Origin of the sequence: Protofrankia sp. BMG5.30, assembly GCF_001983005.1 — a bacterium.
GTDB lineage: Bacteria > Actinomycetota > Actinomycetes > Frankiales > Frankiaceae > Protofrankia > Protofrankia coriariae.
The window spans coordinates 18233-44083 of the sequence record NZ_MOME01000010.1; the positions used below are offsets into that span (position 1 = coordinate 18233).

General features: G+C 71.7%; 14 protein-coding genes. 6 read left to right on the top strand and 8 right to left on the bottom strand.

Features of this window, described 5'->3' with window-relative positions:
- Positions 1-89 precede the first annotated feature (89 nt).
- Entirely contained in the window at positions 90-854 is a 765-nt protein-coding gene (locus BL254_RS05515; protein ID WP_076842808.1) for an ABC transporter permease subunit, read from the bottom strand.
- A gap of 997 nt (positions 855-1851) precedes the next feature.
- Complete coding sequence (locus tag BL254_RS05520; protein ID WP_083730887.1) at positions 1852-2706, bottom strand: histidine phosphatase family protein; 855 nt, start codon at positions 2704-2706, stop codon at positions 1852-1854.
- A 285-nt stretch (positions 2707-2991) separates the two neighbouring features.
- Between BL254_RS05520 and treZ the strand changes: the two genes are divergently transcribed.
- Positions 2992-4743, top strand: a complete 1752-nt coding sequence (treZ, locus tag BL254_RS05525) for a malto-oligosyltrehalose trehalohydrolase (RefSeq protein WP_076842704.1) — start codon at positions 2992-2994, stop codon at positions 4741-4743.
- 900 nt (positions 4744-5643) lie between these two features.
- Here treZ and zapE read toward each other — a convergent pair.
- On the bottom strand, positions 5644-6777 hold the full coding sequence (zapE, locus tag BL254_RS05530) for a cell division protein ZapE (RefSeq protein WP_076842705.1): 1134 nt from the start codon (positions 6775-6777) through the stop codon (positions 5644-5646).
- Between the two features lie 265 nt (positions 6778-7042).
- On the opposite strand from zapE, the gene BL254_RS05535 reads away from it, so the two are divergent.
- The gene (locus tag BL254_RS05535) at positions 7043-7900 is read left to right on the top strand and encodes a pyrimidine reductase family protein (RefSeq protein WP_371390032.1); all 858 of its coding nucleotides are present in this window, start codon (positions 7043-7045) and stop codon (positions 7898-7900) included.
- A 108-nt stretch (positions 7901-8008) separates the two neighbouring features.
- Here BL254_RS05535 and BL254_RS05540 read toward each other — a convergent pair whose 3' ends face one another.
- The 3 genes from BL254_RS05540 to BL254_RS05550 form a co-directional block, all read right to left on the bottom strand.
- The gene (locus BL254_RS05540) at positions 8009-9253 is read right to left on the bottom strand and encodes a sulfate adenylyltransferase subunit 1 (protein WP_047221522.1); all 1245 of its coding nucleotides are present in this window, start codon (positions 9251-9253) and stop codon (positions 8009-8011) included.
- Positions 9254-9455: 202 nt separating this feature from the next.
- Positions 9456-10370 (bottom strand): sulfate adenylyltransferase subunit CysD, encoded by a 915-nt coding sequence (gene cysD / locus BL254_RS05545; RefSeq protein ID WP_076842707.1) that lies wholly within the window; start codon positions 10368-10370, stop codon positions 9456-9458.
- A 273-nt stretch (positions 10371-10643) separates the two neighbouring features.
- Positions 10644-11390: a 3'(2'),5'-bisphosphate nucleotidase CysQ gene (locus tag BL254_RS05550; RefSeq protein WP_371390034.1), complete on the bottom strand. Its 747-nt coding sequence runs from the start codon at positions 11388-11390 to the stop codon at positions 10644-10646.
- 320 nt (positions 11391-11710) lie between these two features.
- Between BL254_RS05550 and cysC the strand changes: the two genes are divergently transcribed.
- The 3 genes from cysC to BL254_RS05565 all read left to right on the top strand — a co-directional run bounded on the left by cysC (position 11711) and on the right by BL254_RS05565 (position 16864).
- Positions 11711-13549, top strand: coding sequence for an adenylyl-sulfate kinase (gene cysC / locus BL254_RS24795; RefSeq protein ID WP_076842708.1), 1839 nt, complete (start codon positions 11711-11713; stop codon positions 13547-13549).
- A gap of 417 nt (positions 13550-13966) precedes the next feature.
- Complete coding sequence (locus BL254_RS05560) at positions 13967-14746, top strand: SDR family NAD(P)-dependent oxidoreductase (protein WP_047221525.1); 780 nt, start codon at positions 13967-13969, stop codon at positions 14744-14746.
- A gap of 687 nt (positions 14747-15433) precedes the next feature.
- A complete protein-coding gene (locus tag BL254_RS05565; protein ID WP_076842709.1) occupies positions 15434-16864 on the top strand; it encodes an HNH endonuclease signature motif containing protein in 1431 nt (476 codons plus the stop codon).
- Positions 16865-17233: 369 nt separating this feature from the next.
- Here BL254_RS05565 and BL254_RS05570 read toward each other — a convergent pair whose 3' ends face one another.
- Both BL254_RS05570 and BL254_RS28180 read right to left on the bottom strand, forming a co-directional pair.
- Positions 17234-18262 (bottom strand): DUF2278 family protein, encoded by a 1029-nt coding sequence (locus tag BL254_RS05570; protein ID WP_047224619.1) that lies wholly within the window; start codon positions 18260-18262, stop codon positions 17234-17236.
- Positions 18263-18770: 508 nt separating this feature from the next.
- Positions 18771-19901, bottom strand: coding sequence for a phosphotransferase family protein (locus BL254_RS28180; RefSeq protein WP_052914874.1), 1131 nt, complete (start codon positions 19899-19901; stop codon positions 18771-18773).
- Positions 19902-20197: 296 nt separating this feature from the next.
- Between BL254_RS28180 and BL254_RS05580 the strand changes: the two genes are divergently transcribed.
- Positions 20198-25735 carry a TIR domain-containing protein gene (locus BL254_RS05580; protein ID WP_139342195.1) on the top strand — a complete coding sequence of 1846 codons (5538 nt, stop codon included), beginning with the start codon at positions 20198-20200 and terminating at the stop codon, positions 25733-25735.
- Positions 25736-25851 lie beyond the last annotated feature (116 nt).

Genomic DNA, 25851 nt, shown 5'->3' on the forward strand with positions numbered 1-25851 from the left:
ATACCTGGCGTCCGTGGACCGCGTGGGCCGCTGGCACGTCGAAAGAACAGCCGGCCGGCCGCGGTCAGGGAACGCCCCGGCGGCCGTGGTCAGCTCCGGGCGTTCGCGTAGTTCGGGTGCCAGGACAGCAGCCGGCGTTCGAGCACCCGGGCGGCCAGGTCGGAAAGAATCCCGATGGCCGCGTAGATCAGTATCGCCAGCACGATGACGTCGGTCCGCAGGAATTCACGCGCGTCCATCGCCATGAAACCGATGCCGGAGTCGGCGCCGACGGTTTCGGCGACCACCAGGGCGAGYCACGCGGTGGTGAGGGCCAGGCGGATGCCGTTGAGGATCGAGGGCAACGCGCCCGGCAGCACGATCCGGCGGATGAGCTGGCGCTGGGGCAGGCCGATGACCCGCCCGAGCTCGAGGAGCTTGGGATCCACCTGCCGGATGCCCAGCACGGTGTTGAGGTAGATCGGAGTGGCGACACCGAGCGCGACCAGGAAGACCTTGCCGGACTCGCCGACCCCGAACCACACGATCACCAGCGGCAGGATCGCCAGGAAGGGCACCGCGCGGATCATCTGGATCGGACGGTCGAGCACCGCGTCCGCGATCTTGGAGAAACCGACCGCGACACCCAGGGCGAGGCCGATCCCGCCGCCGATCACGAAGCCGGTCGCCGCCCGCCGCAGGCTGATCAGCGCGTCCTTCGGCAGCTGGCCGCTGGCGGTGAGCTCCCGGGCGGTGGACAGCACCTTCGTCGGCGCGGGCAGCACATGCGCGGAGATCATCCCGCTGCGGGCGAAGAGCTCCCAGATGACCAGCAGCACCAGCGGGCTGAGCCAGGAGATCAGCCGGTAGGGCACACCGATGCTCCGGCGTCGACGCAGGCGGCCCCCCTCCGGGCCACCGGTGTCGACGCCGGAGCCCGTCTCGGGCGTGGCGCCCGCCTCGGTAGCAGCCTCGGTAGCAGCCTCGGTAGCGGCGTCGGTCTCGGCCCGAGCAGCCGCGTTGGGCTCGACGTCGGTGCCGTCCCGCGGGACACGGGCCACGGGATGCGTCTGCACGGTCGTCTGGTCTGCCATTACTCTTCCTGGTCTCTCTACGGACAGTGACCGACAACGCCTGTCCGGAAACAGTTGTCACGGGTGGTCACCCGCCATGACGTGACATCCGGGGCGCGGCGGGCGGGCGCGGCGGGCGGGCCCGGCCGAGGCGGGCCGTCAGGGGCACGGCTGAAGCGGTACGGCTAACGGCTGGATGGCTGCCGGCGGTGGGGGACGGTGGACGTTCCGGCCGGAAACCGGCCACCGGTGGCCCAGGGAGGTGCGGGAATGCGCGGCCGTGGGATCCGCGGCGACGAGTGGCCGGCGGATCGACCCACCCGGCCCGAGCTAGGTTCGACAGGGCGAACAGCGACAGCTACACACCAATGCGTAGTCCACACACCGACGGCGAATCAGCGGTGTGCGCGGCGACATAACTGTGGACTTTCGAGGAAACAGCCAGTAACCGTCAAGATGATGAGAATATGGCAGAAATCATATTTCTCTACCTTGACGGTAGGAAAAGTTGCCAATCATTCCAGCGACAAACGGCGACCACAACCGAGCGTGCATGGCCGGAGACTGAAACGACCAGGAACGCTCGACGATGTGAATCCGATACCGCCGCGGGACGGCGGTTCCCCGTCACGAGACGGCGCTTCCCCGCCGCGGGACGGCAGCCGCGGGACGGCAGCCGCGGGACACAGCGGTTCCCCGCCGGTGCCGGAATCCCCGCCGGCCCCCCGCCGTCCGGTACGGAGAATCGCGCGGGGACGCGGCAGGACGGGCGCCGAGAACGCCCCGCGTTCCCCTGTCGTCAGCCGATACCGGCGCCGGGATGACCGCTGGCGGGATGACAGCCGAGGAGATCGCCACCGAGGGGCTGACCGCTCCGGAGGCGGCCGGGCTGAAGATGGCCGGGCTGAAGATGGCCGGGCTGAAGATGGCCGGGCTGAAGATGGCCGGTCCGGTTGTACTCGGCCAGGCGCAGGCGCCCGGCGTCCGCCACCCAGCGGGTGACGGACGCGTTGGCGACCGAACCGCTCAGCGCCACCAGCTCGGTCTCGGTCAGGCCCTCGAGGACGAACCGGAGCATGATCACGACAGCGTCGTGCGCGGCGACGAGCACCCGGCGGCCGGCCTGCTCCCGGCAGACGTCCCGCAGGAAACTGCGCAGCCGCAGCGCCACGTCGGTGAGGGACTCGCCACCCGGCGGCCGGTAGTAGAGCTCACCGAGATGGGCCCGCCGTCGCACCTCGTCGGGGAACCGGGCCTGCCTGGCCGCCGAGGGCAGCCCGTTCAGCACACCCGTCTCGCGGTCCCGCAGCCGCTCGTCGAGGACGGGTGGGGGCACCGCCCGGCCGGCACGTGCCAGCTCGTCCCGCACGATGTCGGCGGTGTCCCGCGCCCGGACGTACGGCGAGGACTTGATGATCTGCGGGATGCGTTCCGGCGGCAGCGAGGCGAACCAGCGGCCGAGGTCGCCGGCCTGCTCCCGGCCGAGCGGCGACAGCGGGATGTCGGGATTCCGCTCGGTGATGCCGGCGTCCTGGCTGCCGGCGGCATCGGCCGCGGCGAGGGCCGCGTTGCCGGTACTCTGCCCGTGCCGCACCACGACGAGTTCCGCCGGCACACCCCACGCGATGGCATCATCCGTTGTCGCTATGTGCATGATCACAGAGTATCCGCGATACTCGAACCACGGCCGAACCACAGCCGCGACAATCGAGTCGTGATTCGTCCCGGAACCGGCCGGAACCCCGGGCGGGACGGACCCGATCCGTGCTGCCCTGAAACATGGGCAGGACGAAACCCGGACGATCACACGATCAGCGGAGGGCCGCTCGACGCAACGTCAACCGGAACGTCAGGCAGATGCGCGACACCACACCTGTAACGGCGCCGTGAAATCGAGATCACAGATGCTCATGCAATCGACAACGGGTAGACAGTACCGATGAGCACTTTCCGCGTGTGGGTGCCAGATGCCAAGACGGTGAGTGTAGCCACCAGCACGGACGGTCGCGAAACCGTTCACGAAATGATGACCGACGAGGGCGGCTGGTGGTGGGTCAACGTGCCCGCGGCCGGGCACGGCACCGACTACGCCTTCCTCGTCGACGGCGACGTCGACGAACTGCCCGACCCACGCTCGGCCTGGCAGCCCCATGGCGTCCACGGCCGCTCCCGCCTGGTCGACCACTCGTTGTTCCCCTGGTCCGACAGTGCCTGGCGGGGCATCACGCTCGCCGGCAGCGTCCTCTACGAGCTGCACATCGGCACGTTCACCCCGCAGGGCACCTTCGACGCGGCCATCGAACGGCTCGACCATCTCGTGGCGCTCGGGGTCGACGCGGTCGAACTGCTGCCCGTCAACGCCTTCGCCGGCCGGCACGGCTGGGGGTACGACGGCGTGGACCTCTTCGCCGTGCACGAGCCCTACGGCGGCCCGGACGGGCTCAAACGCTTCGTGGACGCGGCCCACAACCGGGGCATTGGCGTGATCATGGACGTGGTCTACAACCACCTCGGGCCGGACGGCAACTACCTGGCCCGGTTCGGCCCCTACTTCACCGACTCCCATGTCACGCCCTGGGGGCCCGCGGTCAACCTCGACGCGCCCGGTTCGGACGAGGTCCGGGCCTTCATCGTCGACAACGCGCTCGGCTGGCTGCGGCACTACCACTGCGACGGCCTGCGGCTGGACGCGGTGCACGCCTTCGCCGACAACCGGGCCGTCCACCTGCTGGAGGAGATCACCACGGCGGTGCACGGGCTCGCCGCCCAGCAGCGCCGGCCGCTGTTCGTCATCGCCGAGTCCGACCTGAACGACCCCCGGGTGGTCACCACCCGCGAAGCCGGCGGGTACGGCCTGGACGCGCAGTGGTGCGACGACGTCCACCACGCCCTGTGGGCGGCCCTGTCCGGCGAACGCCAGGGCTACTACAGCGACTTCGGCAGCCTCGCCACCCTCGCCAAGGCGATGGAGCACGCGTTCGTCCACGACGGGACGTACTCGACGTTCCGGGGGCGCTCCCACGGCCGGCCGGTGCCGAACCATCTGCCCGCCCACCGTTTCATCGTGTTCCTCCAGGACCACGACCAGGTCGGCAACCGGGCGATCGGCGACCGGGCGAGCGCGACGCTGAGCGCCGGCCTGCTCAGGGTCGGCGCCGCGCTGCTGCTGACCTCTCCGTTCACGCCGATGCTGTTCATGGGCGAGGAGTGGGGCGCGACCACGCCCTGGCAGTTCTTCAGCGACCACGACGCGCCGGGCCTGGCCGACGCCATCCGCAAGGGCCGCCGCGGCGAGTTCGCCGCGCACGGCTGGGGGCCCGACGAGATCCCCGACCCCCAGGACGAGGCGACGTTCGTCCGCTCCAGGCTCGACTGGTCGCAGCTCACCGCCCCCCGGCACGCCGGGCTGCTGCAGTGGTACCGGCGGCTGACCGCGCTGCGCAGGACCCTGCCCGACCTCACCGACCCCGCTCTGCCGTCGGTGCACTGCACCTTCGACGAGGACGCCCGGTGGTTCGTGCTGCGCCGTGGGCAGGTCGCCGTCGTGTGCAACCTGTCCGACCGGCGCCAGCCGGTGCCGGTCGAGGGAGTTCCCTTCGACATCCCGGMCGCCTCCGCCACCGGTTTCACCTTCATGCCAGGACGCATCGAACTGGACGCCGAATCAGTCGTGATCGCCCGGCTGCTCTGAACACGCCGGGACCCGTCCCGCCGGCCCGGCCCGGCCCGGCGGGATGGGTTTCCCGCAGGCTGTGCTTCCCGCACGCTGTGTTTCCCCGCACGCTGTGTTTCCCCGCACGCTGTGTTTCCCCGCACGCTGTGTTTCCCCACAGGCCGGGAAATCCGTCCCGCGGGCGGCATGAATCCGCGTGGGGACGCGCGCCTCGGTGCGCCACGCGAGCCGCGTGCACTCGTACCCGATCCGTACTGACGCACACTGACGCGCGCGAATCCGCGCCAATATGCGCCGGTCTGCGCGAATCCGCGTGCATGCACCAATATGCGCCGGTCCGCACCGGTTACCGCCGGTCCTGCTCCTCGGACCCGGACAGCACGAGATACAACAGCCCGAGGATGCAGACGGCCAGCACCAACACGACGACCAGCAGAATGACGTAGTCCGTCATCCGTCCCCATCTCCCTCCGGGTCGCCCTCGACACGACGGGCCGGCAACGACACGGACCCGGCCGTGGCCACCGCCCGGCTGTCGGTCGGCTCCCCGTGCGGCGGCGTCCGCCGATGTCCGTCGACAGCTGTCGGCGATGTCCACCGGCATTCGCCGACGGTACATCCACCGGCACACCTGGCCGGCCCGGTGCGCTCGACCAGTATGGCGGCAGAGGACAAGTGTCCCGCCACCGGTGCGACGGGACAACCACCGGGACGTGCCCGCCCGCGGGGCACGCGGCACCTACGCGAAACGTGGGACAGCAGGAATGGGGGACGTGCCCGCCCGCGGGAACGCGGTCAACCGCCCAGGCCCGGGCAGGACCGTCACGACGCTGCCCGCCGGCCGTTCTTCACGGCCGGCATCGGCTCGTCGAGGCAGGGCCCCGCCCGTAGGAACGGCCGGCCCGCGGCCAGGCCGCTCTACGCGGCCGGTCGGCCGCCGGTGCTCGCCGAGCCCTCCTGGACGACCATCTCGTCGGAGCCGCCGTCACGGGCGAGCGCGGACAGCCGCGACACCGCACGCTGGAACTTTTTGCGGTGCGGCCCGGCGAACATCTCCGGGGAGAACAGTTCGTCGAAGGGTCGGCCGGACGCCGCTACGGGCAGCGACCGGTCGTAGAGCCGGTCGGCGAGGACAACCAGCCGCAGCGCCACCGCCTGGTCGACCACCTGGGTCACCCCGTGCAGGCAGACCAGGCCGACATCGTCGACCAGCGCGCCGTAGCGGGACGGGTRCAGCTCGCCCAGGTGCGCACACAGGCTGGCGAAGTCGTCCTCGCTGGCGGTGGGGGTGGCCGCGGCGCGGCGGCTGACCTCCTGGTCGCCCAGGGGCATCGGGGGCTTCGGCAGGCCGCGGTGCCGGAAGTCCTCACCCTCGACTCGCAGGACGTGGAACTGCGCGGACAGCCCCTGGATCTCGCGCAGGAAGTCGTCGGCGCCGAACCGGCCGGCCCCGAGATCCTCCGGCTGGGTGTTGCTCGTCGCCGCCAGCCGGACACCGGCCTCCACCAGCCTGGTCAGCAGCGTGGAGACGAGGACGGTGTCGCCGGGGTCGTCCAGCTCGAACTCGTCGATGGCCAGCAGCCGCAGGCCGGCGAGCGCGTCCACCGTCCGGGCGAACCCGAGCGCGCCGACCAGGGAGGTGATCTCGACGAACGTCCCGTATGCCTTGGGCCCCGGCACGGCGTGCCACAGCGAGGCGAGCAGGTGGGTCTTGCCGACCCCGAAGCCGCCGTCGAGATAGACCCCGGGGCGGGTGGGGCCCGCGCCGGCGGCGGCCACCGGCCCGCCGTGGCGGGTGCTGCGTCCACTGTTGTTACGGCGGCCGAAGCGCAGCAGGCCGCGCCCGCCGGCGGACTCCCCCGCCCGGCCGCCACCGGCGACCCGGCTGGCGAACTGGCCGAGCGCCACGACGGCGGCGGCCTGGCTCGGCTCGGCGGGATCCGGCCGATAGGTGTCGAAACGGACGTCGTTGAACCGCGGCGGTGGCAGCAGGGCCGCGACCAGATCGTCCGGGAGTACCTCAGGATGGCGGTCGACCAGACGTTCCGGCATTTTCTCACCCTACGAAAAAACACCGGGCTGATGTTGTCCCAAGAAGTGTCACGCGAGCGAGCTCACATCTTTTTCGCCCCGAACACTGTGACTTCCGATCTCCCGTGTCCGATCCGGTTGCTTTTCAGGAAGGCACAACGGACGGCGCCGGCCCGGACAACCCGGGAAGGCACGGCACAACCCAGGAAGGCGCGGCGGCCTGGCACACCCCATCGAGAATAGAGTTGTCGGAGTGCGCCACCTGTTGTCCGGCAATGCCGATGTTGTGGCCAGTACCCACGCGGTGGGCAGCGCCGATGCCGCGGGCAGTACCGATCTTGYGAATACTGTCGATCTTGCGGACGGTACCGGTGTCGTGGACGATGCCTGCGTTGCGAGCGGTACCGGCGTCGCGGCCAGTGCCGGAGCCGGCACCGCGGACGCCGTCGACCTGGACGTCTGCTACCGGTTGCCGCCGCTCGCAGCCGGGCAGGTGCACGTCCGGTCGAACTTCGTCTCCTCGATCGACGGGGCCACCGAGGTAGACGGCCGATCCGGTGCCCTGGGCGGGAGCGCCGACCGTCGGGTCTTCCGGCTGCTGCGGTGGCTCGCCGACGTCGTCCTCGTCGGCGCCGGCACCGCGGTCGCCGAGGACTACGGGCCGGTCGTCGTCCCGCCCGACCGGCGCGAACGGCGGGTCGCGGCCGGGCAGGACGCGGTCCCGCCGATCGCCGTCGTCTCCGCGGCCCTGCGGCTGGACCCGTCAGCCCGGCTGTTCGCCGCGCCGGTGCGTCCGCTGGTGCTGACCTGCGAGGCCGCGCCCCCCGCCCGGCGCAAGGCGCTCGCGGAGGTCGCCGACGTCCTGATCTGCGGTGAGCGGACGGTGGATCCAGCCGTGGCCCTGCGCGCCCTGGGCGAGCGGGGGCTGGGCCGTGTCCTGTGCGAGGGTGGGCCGGCCCTGCACTCCGACCTCGCGGACGCCGGCCTGCTCGACGAGCTGTGCCTGACCTTCGCCCCGTTGCTCGCCGGCCCCGACCATCTGCGGATGGTCCGCGGCCGGCGCTGGCAGGCCCCGCTGACGATGACACTCGGTCACGTCCTCGAGGAGGACGGCAACCTGTTCCTGCGCTATCTGCGCCGCTGACCAGCCGCACGGCCGTCACGGAACCGCCACGGAAGCGCCACGGAAGCGCCACGGAAGCGCCACGGAAGCGCCACGGAAGCGCCACGGAAGCGCCACGGCGGATCGTGCTCAGAGGAGCATGCCGGCGCCGACGGTGGCCCCGGTGGCCTCGTCGATGAGGATCACGCTGCCGGTCGCGCGGTTGCGCCGGTATGGGTCGAAGCACAGCGGCGTGGTCGTCCGCACCGTCACCCGGCCGATGTCGTTCAGCCGCAGCTCGGCGGCGGACTCGTCCCGGTGCAGGGTGTCGACGTCCACCCGGTAGGCGATATTCTTGATCACGCTACGGACGGACCGGGTGGTGTGCTTGATCGCGAGCCGGGCCCGGGGCCGCAGCGGCGCGTCCACCATCCAGCAGACCATCAGGTCGACGTCCTGGCCGACCGTCGGCCGGTTCGCCGGCCGGGCGATCATGTCCCCGCGGGAGACGTCCAGGTCGTCCTCGAGCCGGATCGTCACCGACATCGGCGGGAACGCCTCCGCCACCGGCCCGTCGTAGGTGTCGATCGCGGCGATGCGCGAGGTCAGCCCGGACGGCAGGACGATCACCTCGTCCCCCGGCCGCAGGACACCGCCGGCGACCTGGCCGGCGTAGCCGCGGTAGTCGTGCAGCTCGTCGGTGCGCGGCCGGACCACCCACTGCACCGGGAAGCGGACGTCGATGAGGTTGCGGTCGGAGGCGATGTGCAGCTCCTCCAGGTGGTGCAACAGCGAGGTGCCCTCGTACCAGGGGGTGTTCGGCGACCGGGAGACCAGGTTGTCCCCACCGAGCGCGGAGATCGGGATCGTCGCCACGTCGACGATCTCCAGCTTGGCGGCGAACGCCCGGAACTCGTCCTTGATCTTCTCGAACACGGCCTCGTCGAAACCGACCAGGTCCATCTTGTTCACGCACAGGACGAGATGCGGGACCCGCAGCAGCGACGCGAGAAAGGCGTGCCGCCGGGTCTGCTGGAGCACCCCCCTGCGGGCGTCGACCAGCAGCAACGCGAGGTCGGCGGTGGAGGCCCCGGTGACCATGTTGCGGGTGTACTGCACGTGGCCCGGGGTGTCGGCGAGGATGAACGACCGTTTCGGGGTGGCGAAGTAACGGTAGGCAACATCGATGGTGATGCCCTGCTCACGTTCGGCCCGCAGCCCGTCGGTGAGCAGCGCCAGGTCGACGTAGCCGTCCCCGCGTTCCCGGCTGGTGCGTTCCACCGCGGCCAGCTGGTCGGAGAACAGCGACTTGGTGTCGAACAGCAGTCGTCCGATCAGCGTGGACTTGCCGTCGTCGACAGAACCCGCGGTGGCGACCCGCAGCAGTTCCCTCATCACACCTCTCCAGCACGCGTCAGGGCACCCGCAGCCAGCACCCACSGCACATCCGTCACGGCCATCGGGACCGTCACGACCATCAGCAGCACAGACACAGCAGTACGGCCATCAGCAAGCACAGACATCGCAGGACCGGCCATCGCAGGGCCGGAAGAACCAGAACCGGCACGGCCATCAGCGGGCGGCCGTCAGAAGGCCATCAGAAATAGCCCTCCCGCTTGCGGTCCTCCATCGCCGCCTCGCTGACCCGGTCGTCGGCCCGGGTCGCGCCACGTTCGGTGATCCTGGTAGCCGCGACCTCGGCGATCACCTCGTCGATCGCCACCGCGCTCGACTCGATCGCACCCGTGCAGGACATGTCCCCCACCGTCCGGTAGCGGACCTGGCGGGAGAGCACCCGCTCCCCCGCCAGCGGCGGCGTCAGCGGGGTCACCGCGAGCAGCATGCCGTCGCGCTCCACCACCTCCCGGGTGTGCGCGTAGTAGATCGACGGGATCTCCAGGTTCTCCTGTGCGATGTAGCGCCAGATGTCGAGCTCGGTCCAGTTCGACAGCGGGAACACCCGGATGTGCTCACCCGGCCGGTGCCGGCCGTTGTAGAGCGACCACAGCTCGGGACGCTGGTTCTTCGGGTCCCACTGGCCGAACTCGTCCCGGAAGGAGTAGACGCGCTCCTTCGCCCGGGCCTTCTCCTCGTCCCGCCGCGCCCCGCCGAAGACGGCGTCGAACCTGTTCTCCTCGATGGTGTCGAGCAGCACCGGCGTCTGCAGCTGGTTACGTGACGCGCCGGGACGGGTGTCCTCGGTGATGGTCCCGGCGTCGATGGCGTCCTGGACGGAGCCCACGACCAGGCGCGCGGACAACTGCGCCGCCCGGGCGTCCCGGAACGCCATCACCTCGAGGAAGTTGTGGCCGGTGTCGATGTGCACCAGCGGGAAGGGCAGCTTCGCCGGCCAGAACGCCTTCTCCGCGACCCGGAGCATGACGATCGAGTCCTTGCCGCCGGAGAACAGCAGCGCGGGACGCTCGAACTCGGCCGCCACCTCGCGGAAGATGTGGATCGCCTCGGACTCGAGCGTCTGCAGATGGGTGAGCTCGTAGCCGATCGCGGGCACGCGGAATCCCCCGTCGAGAACAGTGGCGAAAGCCGGCGGATGATTCCACCCAACGTAGCCCACGCGGCGGCCCACGGGACAGCGACTCCGGCGGGCATGCGGCGACCAGCGGATGATTACCTTCAGTCAGTGATCGCCAATCGCTGATCACTGGCTGATGGCCGCCGGCCGGCGGCTGGCCGCTGGCCGCTCGTGGCCGGCCACCGGGCGGCACCGATCAACCGGCGCCGGTCAGCCGACACTGATCAGCCGGCACCAGTCGGTCGGCACCGGTCAGCCGCGGGTGACCAACGCCAGGATCCCGGTGGCCAGCTCGGGACGGCAGACCAGCAGATCCGGCTGGTACGGGTCCGGCCGGTTGTAGACCAGCGCGGATCCGTCGAGCCGGCTGGTGTGCAGGCCCACCGCGCGGGCGACGGCCACCGGCGCGGCCGAGTCCCACTCGTACTGACCGCCGGCGTGCAGGTAGGCATCTGCCGTACCACGGACGACCGCCGCCACCTTCGCGCCGGCGGAACCCAACGGCACGACCGTGCCACCCAGCGCCTCGGCCACCGTGGTGACCAGCGCGGGGGCTCTGGTCCGGCTGGCCACCAGCCGCGGGCCACCACCACCGGCAGGCGGGGCAGGAGCGGCGGACCGGGCAGGCACAGCGGACGGCCCGCCGGTCGCCAACGTGATGCCCTGCGCCGGGAGCGCGACAGCGCCCGCGGCCAGCTCGCCGTCCTGCCACAGCGCGACGTGCACCGCCCAGTCGGAGCGGCCCGGCTCACTGAACTCCCGGGTCCCGTCCAACGGGTCAATGATCCACACCCGGCGGGCGGTGAGCCGGGCGGGGTCGTCGGTTGCTTCCTCGGACAGGACCGCGTCCTGGCCGCGGTGACGGGCCAGCGCGGCCGCCAGCAGCGCCTGCGAACGGGCGTCGCCGGCGTCCCGCAGCGCGGCGGGATCGGCGAACCCCAGTTCGGCGCGGATCCGCAGCAGCAGCGCGCCCGCGTCGGTGGCCAGCCGCGCAGCCAACGCGGCGTCATCGAGCGCGGGAACATCGGCAGGCAGGTCGCGGACGGCCGGACCACCAGATGCCGGACCACCGGATACGGGACCACCGGATACGGGACCACCAGATACGGGAGCGGCGGATGCGGGATCATCGGATGGGGAATCGCCGAGGGCGGGCCCACCCGTGGCGGCGTCTGCGGATATGCCGGGGACTTCCCCGCCGGCGCCCGCCGGCCGCTGGCTGCTCATCAGCGGAAGTGTGCCACCGATTGTGACGGCGGGCGGCGCGTCAGCCCGTCACCAGCGGCGGGATACGCGCGCCAACCGTTACCGTCACCGGTGTGCGTACCACCGGTGAGAGGACCGCACTGCTGGTCGACGAAGCGCGTGCCGCGGAACTGACCGCGGCCTCGCTGCGCTGGCAGTCAGTGACACTGAGCGCTGTTCAGCTCGCGGAACTGGAGCTGCGGCTGTCCGGCGGGTATCCACCACGAGACGATCCGCCACCGGACCACGGACACGACGGCCCGGCCAGTTCGGCCAGCCCGGCCCGGACGCCCTCGGCGGTGGCCTCCCCGGTATCGATCTCCCCAGCGTCGATCTTCCCGGTACCTGCCTCCCCGCCGGCGGCACCGGGGCACCCGCCGGCCTCGCCGCTGCCCGCCCACTACCCGACACCGCAGTACACCGTGGACGCCGGGGACGCCGGTACCCAGGACGCCGAGAAGTTCCAGTCCGGTTCGACGGTCGCCCTGCGGGACTCCGAAGGCGTCATGCTCGCCGCGCTGCATCTGACCGAGGTTGTGGGCTCGACCCTGTCCGGGACGGTCGAAGGGCTGCGACTGCCCGAGCGTCCCGACTATCCGGAGCTGCGCTTCACCCCCGCGGCGCTGCGCGCGGAACTGCTCCGGCGCGGCTGGACCGCCCCGAACGAGCCGGCGCCCGTCGCGGTATGGGCCGACGGCCTGCTGCACACCRCCGACCTGGACCGCATCGAGGCGTTGGGCGCCGCCGGCGGCGCTGTCGTCGTACTCGCCCCGGTCGGTGGAGCAGACCCCGCCGATGCCCGTCACCACCTGCGCATCCGGTGCCTGAAGGCGGCGCTGGCCACGCTCAGCGACGTGCGGGCCTTGCTCGCCCTGGTACCGGTGCAGCCGGTCACCCRCCTGACGGAGTCGGTCGCCTTCGGCCCGAACACCGTCATCCGCTTCGAGACCGTCACGGATGGCGGCAGGCCGACGGCCGCTGGCCACGCGGTGTCCGGCCGGGCCGCCACCGCCGGCCGGCAGCCAGCCGGCCGGCCGGGCACCGGCCAGGAACGAGGCACCGGCCGGGGAGCCGGTGGCCGGGATGGCGGTGGCAGTGGTGGCGGTGGCGGTGGCGACGGCCAGTACCAGCGCAACGCCGACCAGGAGACCGACGACCGCGACAGCGAACCTGCCCTCGCCGGGGAGGTGGCCTACCGGACGCAGGTCTGCCTCGCCTACGGATTCAGCGCGATGACCGTGGGCCCGGCGCCCAGCGCCCCCGGCGCGGCCGCGCTGTCGATGCTGCTCGACCGCGGGACGCGGCTGCCCCCGGCGCTGACCCCCCCGGCGGTGGCCGCCGAACTGGTCCGGGCGCAGCCACCGCGCAGCGAGCGGGGCCTGACCGTGCTTTTCACCGGGCTGTCCGGCTCGGGCAAGTCGACGCTTGCCAAGCTGCTCGTGTGCCGGTTGCTGGAACGCGGGGACCGCAGGGTCACCCTGCTCGACGGGGACGTCGTCCGACTGCACCTGTCCAAGGGGCTGGGATTCTCCCGTGAGGACCGCAATGCCAACGTCCTGCGGATCGGCTTTGTCGCGGCATCCGTGACCGCCGCCGGCGGCACCGCCGTCTGCGCCCCGATAGCCCCCTATGACGACGTTCGCCACCAGGTTCGGACGATGGTCGAGGACAGCGGCGGCGGGTTCGTCCTGGTCCATGTCGCCACCCCGCTTCAGGTCTGCGAGGCCCGGGACCGCAAAGGCCTTTACGCCAAGGCCCGCGCCGGCATCATCCCGACCTTCACCGGTGTCTCCGACCCCTACGAGGAACCCACCGACGCCGACATCGTGATCGACACCGTGGACGCCTCCCCCCACGACGCCGTCCAGACCGTCCTCAGTCACCTGCGCACCGACGGCTGGCTGGCCCCCTGACCCACTCCCCACATCAGCCGCGCCGGCCAGCCGGTCACAACCTGTCCGACGCATGAAAGCTGTTCGATGTGCGAAAGCTGTCCGACGTGTGAAAGCGAGGGCGGAAACGGCCGTCGTGGCGACCGTTTATTCCCTCACTTTCACAGTCGAGCATTTCTCGATCATGGATTTTCGACGGATGGCGCCGACAGGACATGCGGTATGCACGTATGGCCGGGCGTGTCTGGCCGGGCGTGTGGTCAGCGTCGTATGGTGCGAAGGATGGCCACATTCGAGGAACGATGCCGGGTGTTGCGCCATCCGGGTGGCCGGTGCCGAGCGGGGCATGGCCGGCAGCGATCCGACCAAGTGGTCTGACAGATCAGCGGCCTGACAGACCAGCGCACTGAATCAGCGCCCCGAAGGAGAACACCCCACGTGGATCTGGCGCTGGACGGGAAGATCGCGCTGGTGACCGGTGGTTCCCGCGGGATCGGGCGGGCCGTCGCGCACCGGCTCGCCGCCGAAGGCTGCGGGGTCGGAATCTGCGCCCGCACCCGCGACGATCTCGCCGCCGTCGGAGGTGAGCTTGGGCGGTTGGGCGTCCCGACGTTCACACACACCGCGGACGTCACCGCCGCCGGCGGGGTGGAGGAGTTCGTCGACGGCGCGGCCGGCGCCCTCGGCGGGGTGGACCTGCTGGTCGCGAATGTCGGCGCCACCGTGGGCGGCGGCCTGCTGGAGTCGACGCCGCGGGACTGGGCGGACACCTTCGAGCTCAACGTCGGTCACGTCGTGCGCGCGGTCCGCGCGGCCGTCCCACACATGCGCCACCGCTCCGGCGGAGCGATAGTGGTCATCGCGTCGATCTCCGGGTGGAAACCGGCCCCGCGCGCCCAGTACGGCGCGGCCAAAGCCGCCGAAATCTACCTGGCGGGCGCCTTCGCCCGTGAACTCGCTGCCGACAACATCCGTGTCAACACCGTCAGCCCGGGCTCGATCCTGATACCGGGCGGCGGGTGGGAGGCCTACCAGCAGCGCAACCCCGCTTCGTTCGCCGAGTTCGAAGGCCGGAACTTCCCCGCCGGCCGCCTCGGTACCGCCGAGGAAGTCGCCGACGTCGTCACCTTCCTGCTCTCCGACCGCGCCCGCTGGATCAACGGCGCGCACATTCCCGTGGACGGCGCGCAGGGCCGCCCCACCGCCAACGGCTACTGACCACGACGCGGCCACTGACCGCAACATTTTCGGATCATCGAATTCGATTCGATCAGACGACCGGCCAACACCTGAAGGTGGGCGACAGCGCGAGYCGAGACGGCGGATCACCGGCAGGAGGAGAGCAGGTGCCACTGATCCGTTCACGCACAGCTGGACAAACGGAACCTGTTCGTCTGGGACCGAATCTCGGTGAAGTTGTCAAGTTGATCGTGCTATGCGGCGGCAGCGGTAAGGGGCGGTGGTACCGGTTGGTAACAGCGGTTGTCGCGCAGTGGTGCCCAGAGCACGTTGACGCGGCGGCGCGCGAGGGCGAGGTCTGGCTGCCGGTCCGAGGCGATGACGACATCGTAGATCGAGACGTAGATCGAGACGCGGGCCGAGACGCGGGCCGCGGTCCAGGGGCCCTCGATAGCAGCAAGTAACTCTACGGATCTATACGGATACCTTCCGCATGCAGTCCGGGATGTACGTGCGTGGAGAGCCGAGAGACTGACCGTCATTGGGGTGGAAATGTCCGGATAAGCGACTATACTCGTACATATGTTCGATACCGAGGTGAGTGATCCAGCCCCGGTCGCTACGGCCGCTCCGACCCCGGCCGCTCCGGTGAGGTGTGCTGGCTGCGCGGGGTGTGCTGGCCTGCCGGCGGGGGAGGGCGATGACGCGGCCGGTTGCCTGCCAGCGGTGGAGTCCTGTGATGCGGATGGCTGCCTGACCCTGATGGCCGCGGTGCGGCGGCGGATCGCCCGGCTGGAAGCGGTGATGCTGCGCACGCAGGCCCGGTTCGCCGCGCTACGGCCCACCCCTCCCGGGGAGGGGAATCCGGCCGGGCCGGGGTTCGCCGCCGAGGAGATCGCCGCCGAACTGGCCCTCTCCCCGGCCGCCGCGGCGGCGAGTCCGGAGCTGGCGATCACCGTCGTCGACCGGCTGCCGGCCACCCTGACCACGCTGGAAGCCGGCACGATCGATCTCGGCCGGGTCCGCGCGGCCGCGGAGACCACCGCCGCCCTCACCAAGGAGCAGGCCGCCGCCGTCGAACGGAAAGTCCTCGCCCGAGGCGGGCGGGCCAGTCATAGCCTGTTCCGCCAGGCGCTACGCCGCGCCGTGCTCGCCATTGACCCGGACGGAGCCCGCCGTCGGCACGCCCACGCTCGCGAGGATCGGCAGGTCCATCTTCGCCCCGCCGAGGACGGCATGGCCGAACTGTGGGCGCTGCTGCCCGCGGTCGATGCCCAGGCCGCCTACCAGCGCCTCGACGCCCTCGCCCGCCAGTCCGTCGACAGCCCGGACGAGACCCGCAGCATGGGCGCCCGCCGCGCCGACGCGTTCGTCGACCTGCTCCTCGGCCGTGACCGCGGCAGCGACGTGACCATCGAGGTCGGGGTACTCGTCTCCGCCGCCACCCTCGCCGGCGCCAGTGACGCGGCCGGGGAACTGGCCGGGTACGGGCCGATCCCCGCTGCCACCGCCCGCGAACTCGCCCAGGACGCGACCTGGCGGCGCATCCTCACCGACCCCGCCCAGGGCAACCGGCCGGTCGAGGTCAGCCGCCGCTTCCCCGCCCCCGGACTCGCCCGGCTGCTACGCACCCGGGAACGGACCTGTCGGTTCCCCGGCTGCCGCAAACCCGCCCGGTACTGCGACCTCGACCACATCCACCCCCACGCCGCCGGCGGACCCACCAGCGAGGACAACCTGCTCACCCTGTGCCGGCGGCATCACCGGGCAAAACATGACGGCGGCTGGACAGTGAAACGCGCCGACAACGACACAGCGATCTGGACCAGCCCGACCGGCCGGACCTACAGCAGCATCCCCGAACCCTGGAACGACGGCCCCACCCCACAAGCAGAGGCCCCGGCGACAGACATTCCGCGAGTAGCGAACAGGGCACCAGACGCATCAGCACCAGCCGTCCCCGGAACAACCGTCTCAAGGACGGACGCCCCAGGAACGGACGCCTCCACAACAGAAGCATCCGGAACGGGAACATCAGCGACAGCCGTCACGGGGACAGGCGGGCACGATATGAGAAGAAAGAGCAGCAGCCACGATCCGGGCACGAACAGAACCGGACGGGAAAGCGTTCCAGATATCGGCCCGCCGTCCTTCTGAGATCGCCCTGCCGCCGCTTTCCAGAGGCGGTATGGAAGCCGTAGGTGGATTCCGTCGTGATGGCACCGGGACTCACCTACGGGCGCGGAAGTTGTAGGTAGAAAGGGTCGCGATAACAGCGATTTCTACCGACGGCTGGCGGATGCCGGTCGAGAGAGGTCCGTCGGCCGGGCAGGTCAGCGCGGGGCGGGCGACTACGATCAAGGTCGATCCGGCCAGCCGCGGCTCACGCCCGGCGTGCGCTCAGCCCTACCGGCTGTCTGGCTCTGCTGGCTGTCTGGCTCTACCGGCTGCCCGGTCACGGTAACAACACCGGAAGACGGGCGTCGGACATTTCAGGCGAGACAGGTGGCGAAACGTAGGTTCCTGTTAGCGGAAGGTGATGGTCCAGCCTTCGCGGGCAGCCTGGGTGCCGGTGTAGGAGACGCCGTCGACCTTCAGGCCACGCCGGTCCAGCAAGGTGATCAGCCCACCGCCGTTGCCGAGCCGCATGGGCGGAGACACCCTCACACGCAGGGCATCGCCGGCGGCGATGACGAGATCGCGCAGCACATGACGATGTTTCTGCTGGTCCGTGAGCGCCCATCCGGCGAGATCGATGTGGAACGGGCTGGTGTTCACCAGGGTGACGCTTTCCGTCTCGGGCGCGGGGCCGGCGGGATTGGCCAGCGCCGCGACGATACGGACCCGCTGGTCGGGCTCGCCCGGCGCCGGCCGGGGAGCCGGGCCCACCTCGGGCAGGTCGGGAACGACATGCCCGCTGCTGTCGTCGGTGTGCCAGCCCTGGGGCTGGAAGGCGAGGAAGACCGCGGCCCACCCACCGGTGCCGGGAAAACGGAACAGCAGGCCGCCGTCCTGCCATACGCCGTCGTCGCCGCGGAACCGCCCGCTGTTGCCCTGGTTCATGTGAACGTCGTGGATGCCGTTGCCGGGCAGGAAACCAAATATTTTGTCGGGGGTGTTCGGCTCCGGCCCCCAGCGCTGCCCGAACGCGTACACCCGCGCCGCCGGATCCGCGATCGCACGGGTGACGAAACGGTGGAGCCCGTCGGCGAGATCGTTGTCCGGACCGGGCTGTGTCGCCGGCAGCGGCCGCATGTCGAGACGGTTGAACAGGTTGCCCCGGATGTAGTCCAGAGCCGGGCCGCCGGGCCGGCTGGAAAGCGCGGTGAAGCCGTCGGGAAGGGCCTGCAGCAGCCGCAGGACCGGATGCCGGAAATCCTCGTCGGCGACGAAAAACAGGTCCGCCGGCTGCTGGCTGGACAGCACGTTGACCGTGATCCGGAAATCGTCGCCAGCGGCCCGTAAATGGATCTGGTAATGCGGGGTGCCGGTCCCGCCTTCGGCACGTTCGTCGATGACCTGCCCGACCAGCACCCCATAGCCGCGCAATGGCATCCGTTCTCCTCCGAACGCTTGGGCCAGTCCCCCGACCGCCTGCCGTAGTTCTGTCACCAACCGCCATCCGGAATGCCACGAAAGCGTAAACAGACCGCCTGTCACCGTCAACCGATACCGAGTCGGCCGACAAGGGAGTTGACCGATGGCAGGCCGGTCGATCGATATGAGTCGGCTCCGCTACGGGTCGGCCGACGTATCGGCTGACGTAACAGTCAGGTCGACGTAACAGTCAGGTCTGGGTGCCGCGACGGGTGGATCGGCGACACGCCATACCCGCCGCGGCACAGCCAGCATGTGTCGCACCAGCAATCGATCACAGCCGGCGCACACGCCAGCCGACAGCGATCACAACCGGCGCACACGCCAGCCGGCAACGATCACAGCCGGCGCACACGCCAGCCGGCAACGGTCACAGCCGGCGCACACGCCAGCCGACAGCGATCACAACCGGCGCACACGCCAGCCGGCAACGGTCACAGCCGGCGCACACGCCAGCCGACAGCGGTCACAGCCGGCGCATACGCCGGCAGCAGTCGACGAAGGCCCGCGAGACGCTGTCGAGCGGGACCCCGGTGAGCACGCTGTCCGCCACGGCGTTCGCGGCGTACGCCACGGCCAGCGCCCGGGCGGGGGCGTCCAGCACCGGCCACGGGTCGGCGTCGGGCGGCACGGCCCGACCACCGGCAGCCGTGTACCCGCGCAGGAACCGGCCCCACGCCGCCGGCGCCAGCACACCGGCGGCGTACCAGGCGGCCGGCCGGGCGAGATCCCACACCGGGTCCCCGGCGCCGAGGTCGTCGACATCGATGATCCGCAGCCCCCGGCCGTCGAGCCGCAGCAGTTGACCCAGATGCCAGTCCCCGTGCACAAGTACGCCCCCGGCCGTGGGGGTGGGGGGCACCCGGGTCGAGTGGCGGGTCATGCGGGTCGTATGCGTCGTACGAGCTGTGTGGGTGTGACCCGAGTACGGGCGGGCACCGGCCCCAGGCCCAAGCCCGGCCCCAGGCCCGGCCCCGGACCCGGACCCGGCCCCGGACCCGCGGTGGGTACCGGCCGTTTCCCCGGGCGGGAGCGTCGCGTACGCGGCAAGAACCTCCCCCACGGCAGGGTCGTTGCCGGCCGAGGTGGGCAGCCCGGACAGCTTCGCCATCGCGCGCTCCACGCCCCGGCGGACCCTCGCCGGCGGGACGGGCCCCTGCGGGGGTACCGCGTGCAGCCGGGCGAGYAGGGCTGCCGCCTGCTCCCACGGCAGATCGTCGACGGCCGTCTCGGGCACCGCCGTGGGATCCTCCGGATACAGGGGTGTGCCCACCGGCCAGGCACTGACAAGCCGGCCGCGGGCCTGAGTGAGCAGCCCTGGAGCGTCCGCGCCCGGGATGGGCAGGGGCGCGAGCAGGCTGTCGCTCAGCCGGGGATCGGCCGCCAGCCGTAGCCGCAGCGCAAGCTGCACCGGATCTGTCCCCGGCGCGTGGGCCTTGAGGACGGCGTCGCCGTAACGCACCAGCAGCCTGTCGTGGCGGGCGGAGAGGACGACCGCAGCGGCTGGCTCCCGCTCCCCCACGATCCGCCGGCCGACCGCCGTCAGCGCGGCGACCAGCCCGGCATCGGCGGATCCGCCATCGGTGCGCTCACCCATCCGCAGGCCCGGGAGTCGGACGCTCGGCGTTCACGAACCGATTCAACCAGCTACCCCGGACGGGCGGCGAACACCAGCCAACGGGCACCGGACGGCCGGATACCGGGCAACCGGGGCGGGCCCGGTCCACATACACCCATACCTGGCCCCGCCTCGGATACACAGCCGCCAGAGGCACRGCCGCTCCGACAGACAGCCGATCCGCGCATGCCCGGACCTGGCTGTTCCGTCCCTGCATCACCACCGTTACCCTGCGGTCGCGGGCATGCTCGGTCGGCTGCAGGGGGTTGCGGAACGTGGTGGATGCCGGGGCGGGAGCCGCGAGCGGGGTGCGCGTGTTCATCTCCTACGCGCACGACTCGCCGGACCACGGCGACGCGGTGCGCAATCTCTGGCTGCTGTTACGCCGCTGCGGCGTGGACGCGAAGCTGGACGTGGTGGCCGCGCAACAGCCCCGCGACTGGACGCTGTGGATGCTGGCGCAGATACGTCAGGCCGCATTCGTCCTGGTGATCGCGTCCCCGGAATACCGGCGGCGGGTGGAGGGGGAGGGGGACCCCACCCAGGGGCGGGGCGCGCGCTTCGAGGGCCTGCTCATCCGGGACGAGCTCTACCGGGACGAGACGGCCGGTCGGGCGAAGTTCCTCTCGGTGCTGCTGCCCGGCCGTTCGACCGAGGACATTCCCGCTTTTCTCAGCCCGTCCGCGGGAACGCACTACCGGGTCACGGACTTCACCCAGGCCGGGATCGAACCGCTGTTGCGGCTGCTGACCGCGCAGCCAGTGGAAACAGAGCCGCCCATCGGGACAGTGCCGGTGCTGCCCGCCCGACCTGCGGTGATCTCCGGCAGAACCATCGAAACCGCCGGAACCGGCGGGGCCAGTGGAACCGGCGGGGCCGGTGCAACCGCTGCTACCGCTGCTACCGCTGCAACCAGTGCGACCAGCGCGACCGGTGGGATTGGCCCGGCTGCCAGGCCAGTGGTGTTCGTCAGTTACACAGAGGCGGACGAGCGGTGGGCCGCGTGGATCATCCATCAGCTGACGGCCGAGGGATATCGGCCGCGGGCGACGACGTGGCAGCCGCCACCGGGTGAGGGAGCCGCCGCCTGGCTGCGCCGGGAGCTTGCCGCGGCAGCCTTCGTCCTGCCCGTTCTCTCCCCGGACTACGTGAACTCGGACTGGGCGGCGGCCKAATGGCAGGCCGCGCTCGCGACGATGACCCGGGACGGGCGTCCCCTTCTCGTGCCGGTCCGCGTCGCGCCGTGCGAGGCACCGCCGCTGCTGCGCGGTGTCGGCCGGGTCAGCCTGGTGGAGCAGGCGCAGGCGCAGGCGCGCCGCACGCTGCTCGACGGCCTGTCCGCCGCCGCCGGTCGTTCGGCGCAGCCGGCGCTGCCGCCGGCCTACCCAGGGCTGGTGCGAGGGCCGGCCCGCGAACCAGCGGATGCCGACGGCGCCGAGCCGCCGGCCTACCCGGGCCCGGACCCGCAGAAGATCACGTCGGTGTTCGTGCGCTGGGTGGAACAGGCCGCCCGCGTCCGCTACCCGGACGCGACCATCCAGCGGATGACGGCCGACAACGGGACCGTCTACTTCGACGTGAACGGCCTGCGGGACGGCGAGTGGCAGCGCTGGCCGGTCGGGATCAGTGCGGACGGGCTTGACCAGGACACCCTGGCCGCCTTCTACGAGCAGGTCGTCGTCCGGTACGAGTTGTTCGTCGGCGAACCGGTCGAGTCGGAGCTGGTGTACGGGGGAGCGCTCGCCGAGCAGGGCCTCGTCGGCCAGGCCCGCCGGCGGTGGATCCGGGTGCGCAGTCTGGCCCAGTTCGAGGGACGGTGGGATCCGCGCCGTTACCTGCTCCGCCAGACCGCCCGGTTGGAGACCGATCCGGCCTACCCGCCATCGCTGTACGTGCCGCAGCGGTCGGTCCTCGCCGACGGCGTGGCGGAGACCGCCGCGCAGGACGACGTGCTCGCCGCGGCCGTGGACTGGCTCGACGTCGAGGAGGCTCGCTTCCTGCTGGTGCTCGGCGACTTCGGGCACGGCAAGACGTTCCTGCTGCACGAGCTGGCCCGCCGCCTGCCGTCCGAGCGTCCCGGCATGGTCCCGATGCTGGTCGAGCTGCGGACGCTGGAGAAGACCCACAGCGTCGCAGACCTGCTCTCGCTGCACCTGACGAAGACCGGGGAGCACGGGGTCGACGTCCGGACGGTCCACCGGATGCTGGAGCGCGGCCGGATCATCCTGCTGCTCGACGGCTTCGACGAGCTCGCCCTGCGGGTGACCTACGACCGGGCCGCCGAGCACCTACGCATGATCATGTCGGCGGTGACGGGCCGGGCGAAGGTGGTGCTGACCAGCCGTACCCAGCATTTCGCCAGCGACGACCAGTGGCGGACCGAACTCGGCGAGCTGGTGCGGCGCCACACCGCCAGCCGGCAGATCCGGCTCGTCGACTTCGACCAGCGGCAGATCCGGGAGTTCCTCGTGCGACTGTTCGAGCGCCAGATCGCCGCCGGGGCCCGCGGCGCCATCAGGAACGCGACCGCAGACGCCACCAGGGACACGGCCCGGCACACGACCGGAAACACGGGCGCCAACGAGACGCCGACGGACGCCCCTGACGGGCCGGCGGTGCCGGATTCCCAGCTCTCCGGGCTACTGGCGGCGCAACAGCGGGCGGACGCCCGGCTGAAACTGATCCACGGCATCCGGGACCTGCGAGAACTGTCCGTGAACCCACGGATGCTGTCGTTCATCGCCGAACTGCCCGAGAGCGACCTGCGCGCGGCCAGCGCGCCCAACGGCACGGTCAGCGCCGCCGACCTCTACGCCCAGCTCGTCGAAAGGTGGCTGGCGAACGAGGTCGCCCGGCGGCGCTTCCAGACACTGACGGCCGGGCAGCTGCGCCAGGCGGTGGACGCCCTGGCCGTCACGCTCTGGGAAAGCGGCGAGGACGCCACCGACCTCGCCGGGCTGTCGGACACCGTCCGGGCCGCCCTGACCGATCTGAGCAAGGTCAAACTGGACGCGACGCAGGCCGCGTTCATCGTCGGCTCGGGCAGTCTGCTCATCCGGCGGGAGGACCGGTTCTCCTTCGTCCACCGCTCGGTCATGGAGTTTCTGGCCGCCACGGTGGCCGCCCGCGAACTCGACGGTGGCCCGCCCCATGGTGGCCGGCCCGGCGGTGGCCCGCCCGACAGCGGCCGGCCCGGCGGTGGTCACCGCGCGTCGTCGTTGCTGGCCCGGCGGAACATGTCCCAGCTGATGATCGACTTCCTGGTCGGCCTCGCCGACCGGGCGGCGCTGCGGGCCTGGGCCCAGCGGGTGCTGGCCGACCCGGACGCCGACGGCGCCTCCCCGGTGAACGCACTGGGGGTCGCCCGCGCCCTCGGGCTGCCGGTCGCCGGCGCCCAGCTCGCCGGCCAGGACCTGCGCGGCCAGGACCTGGCCGGGCGCAACCTGCGCTTCGCCGACCTCACCGGGGCGGTGCTCGCTGGGATCCGGCTGCCCGACGCCGACCTCACCGGCGCCGACCTCTCCGGCGCCGATCTCTACGGCGCCCGGCTGATCCGTCCCATCCTCACCAACGTGCGGCTCACCGGCAGCCGCTGGCAGCGGGCCGCGCTGGTGCACCCACGGCTCGACGTGGCCAGCGCCGCCGCACCCGAACTGGCGGCCGCGGCGGTCCTCGGGCGCGACCGCGTCGAGGCGATGCTGCTGCCACCCGCCCGGGAGCCCCGAAGCATCGTCTTCGCCCCGGACGGCACCCTGCTCGCGGCCTGCTGGGGGCGGCAGGTACTGCTGCTCGACCCCGACGGGCTGCGCCCGCTGCGGACGCTGACCGGCCACACCGGCACGGTGCGCGCGGCGGCGTTCTCCCCCGACGGCACCCTGCTCGCCACCGGCGGCGACGACCGCACGGTCCGGCTGTGGGACACCACCACCGGCCGGCAGACCCGCGAGCTGGCCGGCCACACCGGCCCGGTGCGCGCGGTGGCGTTCTCCCCCGACGGCACCACCCTGGCCACCGGCGGCGACGACGCGGCGGTGCACCTGTGGGCCACCACCGCGGAACCCGACAGCCGACAGCCCCGCCGGATCATCGACCACGTCCGCGACGCTCACGAGGCCCACGGGGTTCACGGCGCTCACAAGGCGCGGGCGGTGGGAGCGCGGGACGACCGTCCAAGCGTGCGTGGCCGTGACGCGCCCAGGGTGCGGGCGGTGGCGTTCTCCCCCGACGGCGCCCTGCTCACCACCGGAGGCGACGACGGCACGGTGCGGCTGTGGGAGGCGGCGAGCGGACGGCCGGCCGGGGTGCTGCCCGGCCACACCGGCGCGGTGTGGTCGGTGGCGTTCTCCCCCGACGGCACCACCCTGGCCACCAGCGGCGACGACCACACCGTCCGGCTGTGGGACGCCCCCACCGGCCAGCAGACCGGTCAGCTCACCCGCCATACCGACCATGTGCACGCGGTGGCGTTCTCCCCGGACGGCACCACCCTGGCCACCGGCGGCGACGACGGCACGGTGCACCTGTGGGACGTCGTCTCCAGCCGCCGGACGGCGATGCTGCACGGCCACGCCGGCGCGGTGCGCTCGATGGCGTTCTCCCCCGACGGCACCGCCCTGGCCACCGGTGGCACGGACCGCACGCTGCGGCTGTGGGATCCGACGGGCGGCCAGGAGACCGGCCGGCTGGCCGGTCGCGGCGACCCGGTGTGGGCGGTGGCGTTCTCCCCCGACGGCACCACCCTGGCCACCAGCCACAACACCGCGCACGGCGGCAACGGCGACCATCCGACCGTCCGGCTGTGGGAGGTGGCGACCGGACGGCTCACCGGCAACGCCGACGTGACCACGGCGGCCGCGGCGGTGGTGTTCTCCCCCGACGGCAGCACCCTGGCCACCGTCCACGCCGACGCGCTGCTGCGCTGGGACATCGCCACCGGCCGGCGGAGCAGCCGCCTCGCCGGCCACACCGGCGCGCTGTGGCCGATGGCGGTGGCGTGCTCCCCCGACGGCACCCTGCTCGCCACCGGCGAGCCCGACGGCACCGTACGCCTGTGGGACATCACCACCGGCCACCCCACCGGCCGGCTCACCCACCCCACCAGCCGGCCCACCACCGGCCAGACCACCACCAACCGGAGCACCAGCCGTAGCACCGGCCGGAGCGGCGCCGCCTCGGCGATCGCCTTCTCCCCCGACGGCACCACCCTCGCCACCGGCGAGCCCGACGGCACCGTACGCCTGTGGGACATCACCACCGGCCACCCCACCGGCCGGCTCACCCACCCCACCAGCCGGCCCACCACCGGCCAGACCACCACCAACCGGAGCACCAGCCGTAGCACCGGCCGGAGCGGCGCCGCCTCGGCGATCGCCTTCTCCCCCGACGGCACCACCCTCGCCATCGGCGACGACGACGGCGGCGTGCGGCTGTCGGCCGTCGCCACCGGCCACCAGGCCGGCTGGCTGACCGGTCATACCGGCGCGGTACGGGCGGTGGCGTTCTCCCCCGACGGCGCCCTGCTCGCCACCGGCGGTGACGACGGCACCGTACGGCTGTCGGCCGTCGCCACCGGCACCACCGTCGCCACCATGGTCGGCTTCGCCACGGGCGGGTGGAGCGTGCTCCTGCCGGACGGCAGCGCCAAGATTGACGGTGATGCGGCGAACTTCCTGTGGTGGGTCGTGAAGCTGTGCCGCCTCGAGCCGGGTGAACTCGCCCCGCTCGAGCCCGACACCCCGATTCCCGGGCTCGAGCACATCCCCCGCTCTCCGATCCGCCCGAACAGCCGGAATCGTCGGCACTGGTTTCCGTGACGCATTCGCCGGAGCAGCCGGCGCCGGCCAGCACCGGTGGTAAAACGATACAGCGGCTTTTTTACCGTCCACCCCATGGTTACGATGCATTCGTGGGAAACCTCGGGGGGACGAAC